The organism is Halalkalibaculum sp. DA3122 (assembly GCF_043951865.1).
GTDB lineage: Bacteria > Bacteroidota > Rhodothermia > Balneolales > Balneolaceae > JAMQKA01.
Genome location: NZ_JBINJF010000006.1, coordinates 34,640 through 48,259, shown reverse-complemented (window position 1 = coordinate 48,259; position 13,620 = coordinate 34,640). Strand labels below are relative to the sequence as shown.

Genomic DNA, 13,620 nt, shown 5'->3' with positions numbered 1-13,620 from the left:
GTTATGACCGACTGGAACGAGCTGATCTTTGATGACGAGGTGGACTTCTCGGCGAAGCTGGAGAACGTGTTCACGTACCAGTATAGAGAGAACAAGGTTTACCGGCGGTTTTGTGATGCGCTCTCCTATTCGTTTGATCCGGATACCGAACCGCCTCTGCTGCCGATCCGGGCGTTCAAGGATGCGGTGGTGACCTGCAAGCCCGATAAAAAACCGGATCTCGTTTTTCAAAGCAGTGGCACCTCCGGCATGGATCGAAGCCGGCACCTGGTGGCTGATGAAACGTTGTACCGGCAATCGCTGCTTCGTGGTTTCCGCCAGTTTTATGAGCTGGATCGATCGGTAATATGGGCGTATACGCCCGGCTATTCCGACAATCCGGTTTCTTCACTCATCTGGATGCTGCATGAGCTGATTGAGCAGGAGCAATCCGGACTGAGCCGCTTTCTCCCCTTGGGTGAACCGCTGGATCGGGCCGATATAAGCCAGGTCGAAAAGACGGGCAAGCAGCTTATACTCTTTGGAGCTGCTTTTGGATTGTTGGACCTGCTGGATATGGGGGCACCTCAACTTCCGGGCAACAGTATCGTCATAGAAACGGGTGGAATGAAAACGCACCGCCGGGAGATCGGCAAAGAGGAACTGCACAGACGGCTGGCGGCCGGTTTCGGGCTGGATCAAAGTCGGGTCCATTCGGAGTACGGCATGTGCGAGCTGCTCAGCCAGGCCTACACCACCGGTGGTCAGTGGTTTAAGACGGTGCCCTGGATGAAGGTGTCAATCCGAAATCCCGACGACCCGCGGTCAGAGATGCCGCCATTCCAGGAGGGGCTGATCGGTGTCATCGATTTGGCCAATGTGCACTCCTGCTCCTTTTTGTTGACCGGGGACAAGGGAATTCGTCACAAGGATGGCCGGTTTAAAATTCACGGCCGATGGAATCCAAAAGACCTGCGCGGGTGTAATTTTTTGATCGATGAGGATTAGAAGATAAACGTAAAGCACACATATTTTAATCCAGGTACTTGAATCGTCATAACCCTTAACCCGGATTATTCACCAGGAAATTCGGTTGTGAACGAGGTGAAGGAAAAAAGACGGCGGAAAGGCACGGTTGTACCTTGAGTACGTCATTTTTCCTCCAACGAAGTGCACGGCCCAATTTCGCAGCCGTTGCAGCTATCTTCTATAAATTTGGGGCATAAACAATTTTCGATATGCAGAGTAATAACAATGACTTACCCATCCATTGTCAGCATTTCGTGAATAATCCGGTTAAAGAAACCATCCGGGGACACTTGTTATTCCCGTTTTGGATTATTTGATTGAGAGCTTTGCAAACCCCTCAATTCCTTGTTTATAGGGAGTTGTACTCCCGTTTAACGGACAATAAGGTCGGTGGTACAATCACCTCCAACAACATAGCAGGTTCTGCAAACGTCCCTAATGATCAGATTTTTTTGTTGAAGGAATAAAACTAAAAATTATCAGTATGCATTTGGAAAAACGGATATCGGCTCTTCTGGAAGCCACTCAAAACTGGCTGAACAAGGATAACGAGTATCTCAGTACCGCGTATGACCAGACGGTTCGGGAGGGTTTTTTTAGTTTTGAAGATGTGAAATACGCCCTCCTGGCAATCAGGGAAGCAGTCAGTGAGACAGCCGTCCGAGATTGGGTCCAACGGGCCGGACTCTCCGATACAAGCAGCGCAGAAGGGCAGAATGTGCTCTGCCTGCATGCCGGAAATATTCCGTTGGTCGGGTTTCAGGACGCTTTTGCCGCGATTCTCAGCGGAGCAACCTATTACGGTAAAATATCGCGAAAAGATCCCTACCTGCTACCTACTTTTTTGAATGAGGTGAAAAAGACCGGGGTTTTTTCAGATATCGATATCCAGTGGGTCCACAACCTGAAGCACCTGGAAGGCTTGCAGACGGATAAAATCCTGTTCGCGGGTTCCGAAGACTCGGTGCCCGGCGTCAAACAGAGGATTGAGGAACTCCACCTGGCCAGCAGCAAAACCCGGTACCTGGTTCGCACGGCCCACTTTTCGATAGCTTGCCTGGCAAACCCGCAGGATTTACGGATGGAGGAGCTTGTGGAAGCAGTGTTTCGATACGGAGGCAAAGGATGCCGTTCGGTTGCGATCGTTGTGGCTCCTGTTGGACTCGATGAGGTGAAAAGTGAACTGACCGATCATGTCCGCGACTTCTGGTCAAAAAATCCACAACAGGAGTCGCCGGGTCCCCGCCTGAAGTACCGTTATGCCTACAACAGGGCGATAACACGAACCCAGGTGTGGCTGAATGATTTCCTGCTGCAGGAAGGAGGATTGGAGATGGACCAGGATTTTATCTGTTACTGGGTGCAGGGAGATGAGCAGAAGGCTGCTGAATTGGCAGCCGGGGCCGGCGATCGGCTGCAGAGCGTGTATGTGACGGACTCTGAAACCAGGATTCCCGGTTTCGAAGAGCGAACGGAGCTGCTGTCTGTGGCCCAGGCTCCCCCGCTCGACTGGAAACCCGACGGTACGGACACGCTGGAGTGGTTAACAGAAAGGTAACGTGTTGTCCCGCCTGTACTTCCCTTCGACTTGCTGAGGAATAAATTTCTTGATGAGAAATTTGCGCTGGTTCCGGTAAGTCCGTGAAAAAACTCCTGTAAAAAGCCTGCTTGAAGCGTATTCAGATTGTATTAACAGTAAAACAGCCCTAATCGGGATATTCTCCCCGTAACATACGCAGAAATGCATTTCGGATCTCGGGACTTGCATCCCGGTAGGTTTTGAATTCGACATGCTGTTTGGCCCGGGTGGTGTCGGCTACAATACCCCACAGTGGCGTTACTGAAGTAGGAAGCATGGCATAGCGCCCGTCGCCGATCACCTGTGGACGGTCCGGGTGCGCCACGAGGAGTCCTTCCGAGAGCGTGCTGAATCGTTTAATATCGTTGTAGAGCGTTGTTCCCTTGTAACGGGCATAGGTTTGCTGCCAGGGAATAAGCTGGGTCGACCGCCCCCGGAATACCTGGGGTTTGGAAAAGGGAATGATCCGCACCCCGTCGGCATATATGCGGTTGCCGCTCACATAGCGGGTGCTCCACAACAGCTGATTGGCAATGGTTGGCTTTACGACAAGTCGCTCGACAAAGTGGTTGCGCTGACTGGCCAGTGCCCGGGCCGTCAGCCGGGCCTGTTGCTGCTGGGTTATCGCAAAAAGCAGGTAAACCGTGATCCAGATAAAAGAGATTCGGGCAACTCCCTTTTGCTTCCGGTACAGGGCAAGTCCGACGGTAAGGATTAAACCGAGAGAGAAAAGCGGGTCAAATACGGAGACAAGATTCCAGGCAAAGCGCTCGTCGGTCAGTGGCCACAGCAGCTGAACACCGTAGCTGGTGAAAACGTCAGCAATGCCGGCCGTTGCAGTACCCAGCAGGGTGAAGCTATATGTTTCTTTAAAGCTCAGTTTCTTTTTGACCAGCCACCAGCAGGCGACAGCGGCGAGCAGGGCACCGACCGGAATAAAGAGGAGGGCGTGGGTAAATTGACGGTGGAACTCCAGGGTGAGCAGCGGATCCGAAGAGGTGCCGATCAATATATCGAGGTCCGGCAGCATGGCACCGGTGGCTCCAGCCAGTGCAGCAAGTCGCAGCTTCTCCTTGTCAGCAAAAGACTGGGAGGCAGAAGCCCCGATAAGGCCGTGAGTAACGGGATCCATTTGGCAGAACGTTTGTTATATGATCGTTATTGAGATGCCTTTATTCCGGCAGTTCACAAAAGATAAACGCATGAAGATAAAGATATTGGATGCTGAGTCCCCAGAAATCGGCAAGTTTTATCCCCTATGATTCCTTGATTAACCCAGACCGATATGCTTCCAGCAGTTGCTTAAGGTCCTCAATCTTTCGCTGGATCTCGCGACCGTTGTCGGTATCACGTACGCGGATACGTTCCGTATTTTGTTCCAGTATTCTTGTGTTGGAGTGGATATCGATCTCTTCTTCAATGGCTTTCTGGCGCGACTCAAACGGCTCGTGGGCGGCCAGTATCAAACCGTACGAATTAAAGATGAGGGTATAGCCGGCGATGCCCGTCTTTTCCTGGTAGGCCTTGGCAAATCCCCCGTCGATAACCAGCAGTTTTCCGCCTCCCTTTACCGGGCTTTCACCCCGGGTGACTTTTACCGGAACGTGACCGTTTATGATATGGCCGTTTTCCGTATCTGCGCCAAACTCTTCCAGGATCTTTACGGCTACCTCTTCGTCGCCCCTGTAGTCGTAGTAGGGATTCATCTGCTCTTTGTGGGTAGAGGGATCTTCAATAAAATAGCGTTCAAATGTAGCCATCTTGTCTTTCCCGAAAAGCGGAGACTGGGATCCGCTCCACAGGTACCACATCGTGTCCATGCCGTACTGTTTTTTTTCAGGATTGTCTTTGGCAAAGTATCCCTGGCGGGCCAGCCGGTCCAGTCGATCCATAAAGCTGCTGGGGCTGTGCGCCACCCCGTCAAACGTAAAGTGGCGCAGGCGGCCGTTTTGTGTCATCGGGATACAGCCGTGATACAGGAGGTTGCCGTTATACGCAAGATACATGCTGCCTTTGGAGAACAGGAACCGTACATGCTCCTGCAATCGCTCGCTGTTCTGGAACGAGAGGCGGATTTTATCCATTACCGACTTCTCCTGGGCCGAAAGTGCATATGGATTTTCAGGATCAACTGTGGGAAAATGGGTATCAAGCAGCGGGTAGGATTGATCACCGACCCGGACAGTGCCCTGCTGGAAATCGATCTTGTCGAGCAGCAGCCGGTCCTGCATCTGGTATTGAGGCCGCCGCTGTATAATCTGTCCCTCCAGTTTGAGCTGTATCATGGTAATCGCCTTCTGCATCTGGGCCATCAGCAGCTGCTCGTTTTCCGTGAACTCCTCATCAGCATCTTTGGGACGGAACTGCTCGCATGGGTCGTCACCATACACATCCACGGCAAGTGAAATCAGCGGGAGCATGCTGATGCCATAGCCATTTTCCAGGGTTTCCATATTGGAATATCGGAGGGAGACACGAATTACATTCGCAATACAGGCTTCGCTACCGGCCGCCGCGCCCATCCACACGATGTCGTGGTTGCCCCATTGAAAATCGACGGCGTGATGTTCCATCAATTTATCCATGATGATATGCGCCCCGGGACCGCGATCGTAGACATCCCCGATGACATGCAGCCGGGCTATGGTGAGCTGCTGAATCAGGCGGGCCAGGGCGACGATAAAGGCACCTGCCCGGTCGGTCTCAATGATCGATTCAATGATACTGGTGTAATACTGTTCCCGGTTTTTAATGCTCTCCTGTTCGTGCAGCAGCTCCTCAATAATGTAGCTGAAATCTTTCGGCAGGGCCTTGCGAACTTTGTTACGCGTATATTTCGAGGAGTACACCCGGCAAAGCTTTATAAGCTGAAACAGAGTCTTCCGATACCACTGCTTCGGATTTGAGATCTTTTTTAAAATAATGGCCATCTTTTCCTCGGGATAGTAGATGAGGGTGGCCAGGTTTTGTTTCTCCTGTTCATTTAGCGAATATTCGAATATTTCGTCGATCCTTCGTTTAATCGACCCCGACCCGTTGCGAAGTACATGTAAAAATGATTCGTACTCTCCGTGGATGTCAGAAATGAAGTGCTCGGTCCCTTTTGGTAGTTCCAGGATTGCACTGAGATTTATAATCTCAGTTGATGCCGCCTCGATAGAAGGATATTGCCTGGAAAGCAATTTGAGGTAGCGCATTTGACTTTCGGATGCCTGCATGAAATACTCCCGGTGGCTGTTTTTATAAATTGATGCGCAGCGCGGCCGCGTGAAATCCCGTTGTCTTTGTACTGTCAAATCTGATGATTGAGCGTACGGCTGCACTGTTGAATGTACCCCGACATTGAGATGAATTCAATCGATAAAACGGATCTCCCGCTAAGACAGGGGGACAGACCATTAATTCAGACTCCCGCAGCTGCTGCCGTGCCCGATCCCTAAACCGGACCAACATTATGTTGAAGGGACCTTTCTTCTGGTTTCTGCAATAACGATGAACCCGAGCCCGAGGAACGAAAAGGCGATCATGCTAACCGGGAACCAGTCGCCCCAGCGGGCGTAAATTGTTTGTTTTACGAGAATGGGAACAGCGTAGCGAAAGGCGGTTTTTTCCCAGTAGTCGGTCTTAATCTCGATATTTCCGTGGGGATTGATGATACCGGAGATCCCGTTGTTGGCACTGCGGACCACCCACCGCCGGAACTCGATCGCCCGCAGCCGGGCAAAGGCAAAGTGTTGATGGTGCCCGCTGGTATTGCCCCACCACCCGTCGTTGGTGATAATGCTGATAAAGCCGGAACCCTGCTCTACATATTGGCGAACCCAGTTGGGGAAGACCGAATCGTAGCAGACCAGTGCCGGTGTTGCGGTGCCATTGACCTGGAACTGCTGGGCGGTGGTCCCTTTCCCATAGCCCTGAACATCAGCCCAGTTCACCATCCCAAAAATGTCAAGCTGATGGAGCGAGTGGACAAAGGGAACGCGTTCTACGATGGGGACCAGGTTGTATTTCCGGTACACCTCGTATGGCTGATCGGGGTAAAACGCCAATGCCGCATTATAATAAAGGTAATGGGAGTCGCCCGACGTTCGCGCCAGCGGGGGGATGCTGTCCGGCGGAAAGTAGTCGAAGTAGGTGGACCCGGTTATCAGGGTGCTGTTCCACTGTTGGGCAGTATTGCGAAGCTGGTTCTTGATTTCAAGAGCGGTTGACCCCTCCACTTCCCGGGATGTCAATGAGGTGCGCACTGCATTTTCCGGCCAGAGGAGGAGATCTGTGGAGTCGGTCCGGAGTGAATCCGAAAGTTCCAGCAACACTTGCTGGGTTTGAAAAATGTTCTCATAGCCCCCATAGGTTTGGTAGGTGTCAAAGTTGGGCTGCACTACTACCGCTTCAATTTTTTGATCAGAAGAAAAATTGGCTGAATGGTACTGTATTAATGAAAGGGCGGGGAACAGGAAAGCGGCGGTCGCCGCCCCGATAGTGAGCCGGTTGTCATTCGTCCTGATCGCCTGCCACGCCAGGCTTGCCGTAACCAGTATCCAGAAGGAGATACTCCAGTAGCCGGTCAGCGAAATGTACTGGACCAGTCCCGGAACGTTGGACCAGGCGTTGCCGAGGGTCAGCCAGGGCCACGCCAGGTCCCAGTTGTGATGCAGGAACTCGTAGCTGATCCAGGCGGCGGCGTGCAGGGGAGCAGTCAGCCAGGGCGATGCAAGCTTTGCCTGGAACTGCCGCTGGATTACGAAGGGGATCGTCATGACCGCCGAATTGGCCAGTATGGCCGCTATTCCACCGGCCAGGGTCGCCATCATCAGCCAGTAGGTAGTGATCAGGTTCCATATTACGAACGAGATGTAGCTCCAGAAGGCGGCTCCGCGGTTGCTTTCACATAGCTCTGCCAGCCGGAACAGCAGGATCCAGGCCGGAAAGACCAGGAACGGAAAGGGCAGGGGAGGAAAACTGAGTCCCAGCAGCAATCCGGCCAGGATACTTAATCCCCATTTACTGGACCATATATTGGTGGTGATTTTGGTCAGACTACTCATCATATCCCTTTGGTGCCAGGACAATAACAAATTCTCCCTTCAGTTCTGAACGACTGCCAAATTCCCCCAGCAGATCTTTCAGACGCCCCCTGACCACTTCCTCAAACTTTTTGGTCAGTTCGCGGCAGACGGCTGCCCACTGGTTCTCGTCAAAATACTCAACCAGTTCTTCCAGCAGCTTAACTACCCGGTAGGGGCTTTCATAAAATACAATGGTGCGATCTTCGTCCACCAGCTGGTTCAACTGTTTTTGGCGCCCCTTTTTGTGGGGAAGGAACCCCTCATACACGTAGCGATCGCAGGGCAGACCGCTGGCCACCAGGGCCGTAGTGGCGGCATCGGGACCAGGAATGACGGAGACGGTATGGCCCTGCTGGTGAGCGGCGCGTACTGCCAAAAAACCGGGATCGGAAATGCCGGGCATTCCTGCATCGGATATCAGCGCTACGGATTGGTTGGCATCCAAAAGCTGAATAAGATGCTCCACTTTTTGATGCTCATTGTGCTGATGGAATGAAAAAGTGGGTGTATCTATGCCGTAGCGATTCAATAGTACCCCCGAGTTCCGGGTATCTTCACAGGCGATATAGGAAACCGAATTCAGTACCTCGGCCGCACGGGGAGAAAAATCATCCAGATTTCCGATCGGGGTTGCAACGATATAAAGTGTAGACACGGTGGCTCACAGTTGAGGTTCAAGATCTGGATGAAGATAAGAGCTAAAAACGTTATTATCAGGGCTAATGAAGAAAGAGTGAATGACGGACAAATGATTTTGATACGAACAATGTATCCATTTCCTTTGGAAGTAAGAGAGCTTTGCAAAACCAGGGTTTGGTTCAGGGTCAAAGCATAAGCGAATTCGAATCCGCAGTTTATATCTCATAAATGAGGATTTCGAATCCGCGAAAATACAGAGATTGGACAAGACAACGGTTTTGCAAAGATTTCAGTAATTACAGGCAGCCCCGGAGTTCGATGAGGGGTTTACAATACATTCAACATATTAATTTCGATCACAAATAGAAGAATATGGCAAAATTTAATCCTTCAGGACTGAATCACATAACAATCAGGGTGAATGACATTGAGAGAGCTGAAGAATTCTACGGTGAGATTCTTGGCTTTGAGCTGGTTCGAAAAATGGGTAAAAGCATGGCGGTCTACCAGGTGGGTGAAGAAGATACCCTTGTACTGGTGGAAGCTGAAACCAGCTATGATCCCAATTCCCGTGATTACCGCGTGGACCATTTTGGATTTTATGTCGATTCCCCAGAAGAGGTGGATGAAATGGCAGAATATTTCAAAGAACAGGAAGTCAGTATTTTGAGCGGACCCGCGAACCGGAAAAGGGGACGATTTGTCTTTATCTCTGATCCTGATGGCAACATGATTGAAGTTTTTTACGAAGAGGATGAAGACTGAAGCCAGGCAAACAGCCGGACTGGGTAGCCTGGAGACAGGCTCCCGGCGGTTCACTTTTCTGGCCCCGAGCCCGGGAAACATCCGGTATCCCCACAACAGGTTGATGTTTGCCGGCAAGTACGATACTGCGAAACTTTGGCAGTAAAACGGGATTCAAAACCGGGTGGCATGTTATTTGCATAAAAAGATAGCAGTGCATGAAGCGATTTATTGAATTTTTTAAAAATGACAAGGATATGAGCGACACGAATGAAAAGGTGAAAAAGGACCAGGAAACCCAGGATGAGCCGGAAGAGCTGGATACTGCAGAAGGCAAACAGTCTGCCGACAAAGAAGAAAGTAAATACGCCGATTGGCAAAGGGAAGAGCTGATCGAGAAGCTGGAAGAACAGGACCTGCTTATCGAAGAGCTCCAGAAGGAGATGGAAACAGCCAAAGAAAATCATCTCCGGAAAGCCGCTGAACTGGAAAATGTACGAAAACGGTTCAAACGCGAGCGAACCCAGCTTTTCGAGACAGCCCGCGCCAAGGCCCTTGAAGATTTCCTGCCGATCAATGACGACTTGCACCGGACCCTGAAAGCGTTTGAAGAATCGGAAGTAAATGAGAACTTTATGGATGGAGTGGAGCTGGTTGCCAGTAAGTTCGAAGAGGTATTACATAAATACGATGTGGAGCGAATTGATGAAGAGATGGTCCCGTTCGATGTAGATCTGCACGATGCGATGATGCGCCAAAAACCGGAAGATGACAGCATCGACAGTGATATGGTTTTGAAGGTTGTTGAAAACGGGTACCGCATGGGCGACCGCACCATCCGACATGCAAAAGTAATTGTAAGCGAATAACGGAAGGACATAACTTAGTATGCCCCGCGATTATTACGAAATTCTTGGAGTGACAAAAGATGCCAGCCAGGACGAAATAAAAAAAGCCTATCGAAAGCTGGCCATGAAATATCATCCGGACCGAAACACGGATGATCCCAAAGCAGAAGAAAAATTTAAGGAGGCCTCTGAAGCGTACGAGGTGCTCCGCGACGAGCAGCAGCGTGCCAAATACGACAAATTCGGCCACCAGGGCGTAAACGGTGGCGCAGGATTTGGCGGCCGTGGCCAGTACCAGGATGTTGGATTTGATGATATCTTCAGCCGGTTCAGCGAAATTTTCGGATCTGATTTCTTCGGCGGAGAGTTCAGCGGCGGCGGTCGTGGTCGCTCGCGGGGGCGCCGTTCGTCGGGCCAGCCGGGCTCCGACATGAAGCTCCGTGTTAAGCTCAGCCTGGAGGATATCGCCTTTGGTACCGAAAAAAAATTGAAGGTAAAAAAGCAGGTCAAGTGTGATGAGTGCAACGGAACCGGCGCTGAGACCGAGCACGACTTTGAAACCTGCAGCACCTGCGACGGCATGGGAGAAGTGCGGCAGGTACACCGCACGATGCTCGGACAGATGGTTAACGTGCAGCGATGCCCCGACTGTAACGGGGAGGGACGAATAGTCAAGAACAAATGCTCCAAATGCCACGGCGAAGGTCGCTACAAGGGAAAAGAGACCGTCAAGATTCGCATTCCCGCCGGAGTTTCGGAGGGTAACTACATCACGATGCGCGGCCAGGGGAACGCCGGTATCCGCGGAGGTGAAGCAGGCGACCTGATTGTATTAATAGAGGAGGAAGAGCACGAGGATTTCGAGCGCGACGGCAACGATATTTACTATGACCTGGTCTTGAGCGTCCCCGACGCCATCTTGGGCACCGAGGTGGAAGTGCCAACCCTGAAAGGCAGGGCAAAAATCAAGATTGAGCCCGGTACGCAACCCGGCAAGTTGTTGCGGATGAAGGACAAGGGAATTCAGAAGCTGAACAGTTCGCAGACCGGAGACCAGTTTATCCGGGTCAATGTTTATATCCCGGGCAGTCTTACCAAGGAGGAGCGCGAGCATGTGGAAGCGCTCAGGGGACAAGATCATTTTGCCGCCACCAACAAGGAGGATGACGGCAAAGGCTTTTTCTCAAAGATAAAAGATGTATTTACCTAGCCTGTATTACCGGGCAATCAGATGATTAACCTGGTTCGTGATTCCACCTCATTTCCGGGGTAAATAGCTGGTTCAGGATTATATCCAGGATGTGATTGCTGTTTCTGATTCCCCCGCAATACCGGGGCTCTGTTGCCAGCGTGATCCCTTCCAGGCGTTCCTGCAGAAAGATGAATAAGCGGCTGTTGGGATCGATCAGGCTTTTGATCTCCTCATCCCCGTAGAGCTCGACCTTTTCACGCTGATAGGGAGCGACTTTGTTTTTGATGAAGTAGTCGAGGTCGATGTCGAGGAAAAACCGCTCGTTGTCCCGGCTCACAATCTCTGACTGAAATCTGCTGGGATCCCTGAATTCCAGGATCTGATGGGCATTATCCAGCTGATCAGGCCAGACATCCTGCTGTTCCATCCCGTAATTTTTAAGCAGTATGATGTCCCCCACCAGGTTCAGCCATGCCGCCGAAAGAATTTGCCCGTCGTTGTGGGGATCAAGCCCGTTGGTGGTAAACTCCACGACTGTTTGCAGATTCTGTTGGTGAAGGTCGTTTAACATCCGTTTTTCAGCTTCCGAAGGAGGAGCGAGGTCGCGGTGCCAGTCAATGGTCACGAGCGTGGGTGGCGGGGTATTCCAGCCGTTTTGGAGCTTCCTGGTCCACTTCAGCCAGTAAAAAAAGGAATAACGGTGATCGTTGAAAATCGCCAGTTCAATCTGCCGTCCTGAATCTTCACACGGGAGAATGATATCCTCAGCATATGTCCCGGGGGGAGCGGGGTCCGATATTTTGGGATCTTTATGCATAGGCTGGGCCAATCATAACATTTCTCAATCACTCATTCTTTCAAGTATCAAGTCACTCAATCACCAAATCAGAAACCTTCCACACGTCATCCTCGGTTTGATGGACTGATGCAGTGAAATGCGCTTTGACGGTATCACCAGACCGGGTTTGGTATTCGGCATAACTTTCTACCCGGTAGGTCTGTTTTTTGCCGGTTCGACGGATGCTGACAGCCGAATTCCAGGGAAATTCTACCGGTCCGGTGTCCTTGAGTTGTTCCCGAACTTTGTCCTGAACGGCCAGGTATGCGCCCATCCAGTCATCCTCGTTGCGGAACTCTTTGGCCTGTGACTCCACCTCTTGTTTTTGGGAAACGGTGGAGTCCGTTTGAGTGGTTTGCGAAGAGGGGTTAAATGAAAAGTCACTGCTGTTGATATACTGCATCGCCCACAGGGCCAGCAAGCCCAGTCCGAGGCTGATTACAATTTTTTTAACAGGGTATTGTCTCATGATTTTATCGCTTTTTCATGGTGACTCCCATGCCGGCGCCATGCATCAGCAAGAACATGGTTTCGAGCACGGGATTTTGTGTAATTGCTTCAATATAATCGGGGTCTGGACTGGGATACCGCATGTTGTGGGCGATAACCAGTCTGCCGGGCAACACCGGAAAAGAGACAGCAACAAGCATAAAAAAGGTCGTCAAAAAAATCATTGAATATTTCATGCTATTCTCCCCGGTTTTAACACATGGACGTTGCACAAGAGATAACGAACAAGGTATACATTCAAATTTATATTTATTGGTTGCGGCCTATTATTATTCAATTTCCAATCACTCAGTCACTCATTTACTAAATCATTCATTTTCGCCTGTCTTTAATATAGATCGCTTTCGACTGCCCTTCGCCCACGGGACGCTCCTCCATCTCAAAAAGCCTGGTGGCCTGTACCAGTTCACCCAGTTTTTGATACCCGTAATTCCGGGGATCGAAATCGGGTGACTGCTTGGCAATATAGCTGCCCACCGGCCCCAGGTGCGCCCAGTTTGTTTCGTCGGACGAGGCCTCTACGGCATTGCGGAGCAGGTTTACCAGCTTGGTATCCTGCTTCAGCTCGTTGGTGGAGCGGCGCTTCATCTGGGGCTTGTCGTCCTCTTCGTCGCGCAGTACCTCGGTATACACAAATTTGTCGCAGGCCGCTACAAAAGGTTCGGGCGTTTTTTGTTCGCCGAATCCATACACCACCAGGCCGGATTCACGAAGCCGGGCCGCCAGCTTGGTGAAATCACTGTCACTGGAAACCAGGCAGAACCCGTCAAACTTGTCTGAGTAGAGCAGGTCCATCGCATCGATGATCATGGCACTGTCGGTGGCATTTTTCCCCTTCGTATAGCCAAACTGCTGGATCGGCTGTATTGAGTGCTGAAGCAGCACCTCTTTCCAGCTGCTGAGTCGCGGGGAGGTCCAGTCGCCGTAGATCCGTTTTACGTTGGCCGTTCCAAATTTGGCCACTTCTGCAAGCAATCCCTCAACGATCGAGGGCTGGGCATTGTCAGCGTCGATGAGTACCGCCAGTTTATCTGTAGTTTCAGATTCCATATCCCGATATCCTGATGTTTTGTAATGATTGATTACTGCAATATAAGGAAAAGCAACCGACTGAATTACATGAGGCGATATAGCTGTTTCTGGTGCTTTTACATTCAAGGTCGTTAAAAAATGAGAGGCATGCAGACTCCCGG

14 protein-coding genes are annotated in these 13,620 nt (G+C 51.0%); 6 read left to right on the top strand and 8 right to left on the bottom strand.

From position 1 onward, the window contains the following. The first annotated feature begins 3 nt into the window (after positions 1 to 3). Positions 4 to 987 (top strand): hypothetical protein, encoded by a 984-nt coding sequence (locus tag ACG2F4_RS05755; RefSeq protein ID WP_395259260.1) that lies wholly within the window; start codon positions 4 to 6, stop codon positions 985 to 987. 505 nt (positions 988 to 1,492) lie between these two features. Next, a complete protein-coding gene (locus tag ACG2F4_RS05750) occupies positions 1,493 to 2,566 on the top strand; it encodes a hypothetical protein (protein WP_395259259.1) in 1,074 nt (357 codons plus the stop codon). 148 nt (positions 2,567 to 2,714) lie between these two features. Here the strand turns inward: ACG2F4_RS05750 and ACG2F4_RS05745 are convergent, their stop codons facing one another. The 4 genes from ACG2F4_RS05745 to rsmI form a co-directional block, all read right to left on the bottom strand. Further along, on the bottom strand, positions 2,715 to 3,719 hold the full coding sequence (locus tag ACG2F4_RS05745) for a metal-dependent hydrolase (RefSeq protein ID WP_395259258.1): 1,005 nt from the start codon (positions 3,717 to 3,719) through the stop codon (positions 2,715 to 2,717). A 124-nt stretch (positions 3,720 to 3,843) separates the two neighbouring features. Then, positions 3,844 to 5,805, bottom strand: coding sequence for a fructose-1,6-bisphosphatase (locus ACG2F4_RS05740; RefSeq protein WP_395259397.1), 1,962 nt, complete (start codon positions 5,803 to 5,805; stop codon positions 3,844 to 3,846). A gap of 234 nt (positions 5,806 to 6,039) precedes the next feature. Continuing rightward, a complete protein-coding gene (gene lnt / locus ACG2F4_RS05735; RefSeq protein WP_395259257.1) occupies positions 6,040 to 7,638 on the bottom strand; it encodes an apolipoprotein N-acyltransferase in 1,599 nt (532 codons plus the stop codon). After that, positions 7,628 to 8,311, bottom strand: a complete 684-nt coding sequence (rsmI, locus tag ACG2F4_RS05730; protein WP_395259256.1) for a 16S rRNA (cytidine(1402)-2'-O)-methyltransferase — start codon at positions 8,309 to 8,311, stop codon at positions 7,628 to 7,630. The genes lnt and rsmI overlap by 11 nt, the downstream gene beginning before the upstream one ends. A gap of 356 nt (positions 8,312 to 8,667) precedes the next feature. Between rsmI and ACG2F4_RS05725 the strand changes: the two genes are divergently transcribed. Genes ACG2F4_RS05725 through dnaJ form a run of 4 tightly spaced genes read left to right on the top strand, consistent with a single transcriptional unit; the run spans position 8,668 to position 11,097 of the window. Then, a complete protein-coding gene (locus ACG2F4_RS05725) occupies positions 8,668 to 9,060 on the top strand; it encodes a VOC family protein (RefSeq protein ID WP_395259255.1) in 393 nt (130 codons plus the stop codon). Beyond that, positions 9,050 to 9,205 (top strand): hypothetical protein, encoded by a 156-nt coding sequence (locus ACG2F4_RS05720; RefSeq protein WP_395259254.1) that lies wholly within the window; start codon positions 9,050 to 9,052, stop codon positions 9,203 to 9,205. The genes ACG2F4_RS05725 and ACG2F4_RS05720 overlap by 11 nt, the downstream gene beginning before the upstream one ends. Positions 9,206 to 9,257: 52 nt before the next feature. Further along, entirely contained in the window at positions 9,258 to 9,908 is a 651-nt protein-coding gene (locus ACG2F4_RS05715; RefSeq protein ID WP_395259253.1) for a nucleotide exchange factor GrpE, read from the top strand. 19 nt (positions 9,909 to 9,927) lie between these two features. Further along, complete coding sequence (gene dnaJ / locus ACG2F4_RS05710) at positions 9,928 to 11,097, top strand: molecular chaperone DnaJ (RefSeq protein ID WP_395259252.1); 1,170 nt, start codon at positions 9,928 to 9,930, stop codon at positions 11,095 to 11,097. Positions 11,098 to 11,122: 25 nt separating this feature from the next. On the opposite strand, the gene ACG2F4_RS05705 is transcribed toward dnaJ, so the two are convergent. The 4 genes from ACG2F4_RS05705 to ACG2F4_RS05690 all read right to left on the bottom strand — a co-directional run bounded on the left by ACG2F4_RS05705 (position 11,123) and on the right by ACG2F4_RS05690 (position 13,477). Next, positions 11,123 to 11,896 (bottom strand): hypothetical protein, encoded by a 774-nt coding sequence (locus ACG2F4_RS05705; RefSeq protein WP_395259251.1) that lies wholly within the window; start codon positions 11,894 to 11,896, stop codon positions 11,123 to 11,125. 52 nt (positions 11,897 to 11,948) lie between these two features. Then, positions 11,949 to 12,386 (bottom strand): hypothetical protein, encoded by a 438-nt coding sequence (locus ACG2F4_RS05700; protein WP_395259250.1) that lies wholly within the window; start codon positions 12,384 to 12,386, stop codon positions 11,949 to 11,951. 4 nt (positions 12,387 to 12,390) lie between these two features. Further along, complete coding sequence (locus tag ACG2F4_RS05695) at positions 12,391 to 12,603, bottom strand: hypothetical protein (RefSeq protein ID WP_395259249.1); 213 nt, start codon at positions 12,601 to 12,603, stop codon at positions 12,391 to 12,393. A gap of 136 nt (positions 12,604 to 12,739) precedes the next feature. Next, positions 12,740 to 13,477: an NYN domain-containing protein gene (locus tag ACG2F4_RS05690; RefSeq protein ID WP_395259248.1), complete on the bottom strand. Its 738-nt coding sequence runs from the start codon at positions 13,475 to 13,477 to the stop codon at positions 12,740 to 12,742. Positions 13,478 to 13,620: the final 143 nt, after the last annotated feature.

Coding starts and splice junctions, on each gene's coding strand:
- ACG2F4_RS05715 (WP_395259253.1), top strand. CDS start 9,258: ATGAAGCGATTTATTGAATTTTTTAAAAATGACAAGGATATGAGCGAC.
- ACG2F4_RS05740 (WP_395259397.1), bottom strand. CDS start 5,805: ATGCAGGCATCCGAAAGTCAAATGCGCTACCTCAAATTGCTTTCCAGG.
- ACG2F4_RS05690 (WP_395259248.1), bottom strand. CDS start 13,477: ATGGAATCTGAAACTACAGATAAACTGGCGGTACTCATCGACGCTGAC.
- ACG2F4_RS05700 (WP_395259250.1), bottom strand. CDS start 12,386: ATGAGACAATACCCTGTTAAAAAAATTGTAATCAGCCTCGGACTGGGC.
- ACG2F4_RS05750 (WP_395259259.1), top strand. CDS start 1,493: ATGCATTTGGAAAAACGGATATCGGCTCTTCTGGAAGCCACTCAAAAC.
- ACG2F4_RS05755 (WP_395259260.1), top strand. CDS start 4: ATGACCGACTGGAACGAGCTGATCTTTGATGACGAGGTGGACTTCTCG.
- ACG2F4_RS05725 (WP_395259255.1), top strand. CDS start 8,668: ATGGCAAAATTTAATCCTTCAGGACTGAATCACATAACAATCAGGGTG.
- ACG2F4_RS05705 (WP_395259251.1), bottom strand. CDS start 11,896: ATGCATAAAGATCCCAAAATATCGGACCCCGCTCCCCCCGGGACATAT.
- dnaJ (WP_395259252.1), top strand. CDS start 9,928: ATGCCCCGCGATTATTACGAAATTCTTGGAGTGACAAAAGATGCCAGC.
- ACG2F4_RS05745 (WP_395259258.1), bottom strand. CDS start 3,719: ATGGATCCCGTTACTCACGGCCTTATCGGGGCTTCTGCCTCCCAGTCT.
- ACG2F4_RS05695 (WP_395259249.1), bottom strand. CDS start 12,603: ATGAAATATTCAATGATTTTTTTGACGACCTTTTTTATGCTTGTTGCT.
- lnt (WP_395259257.1), bottom strand. CDS start 7,638: ATGATGAGTAGTCTGACCAAAATCACCACCAATATATGGTCCAGTAAA.
- ACG2F4_RS05720 (WP_395259254.1), top strand. CDS start 9,050: ATGAAGACTGAAGCCAGGCAAACAGCCGGACTGGGTAGCCTGGAGACA.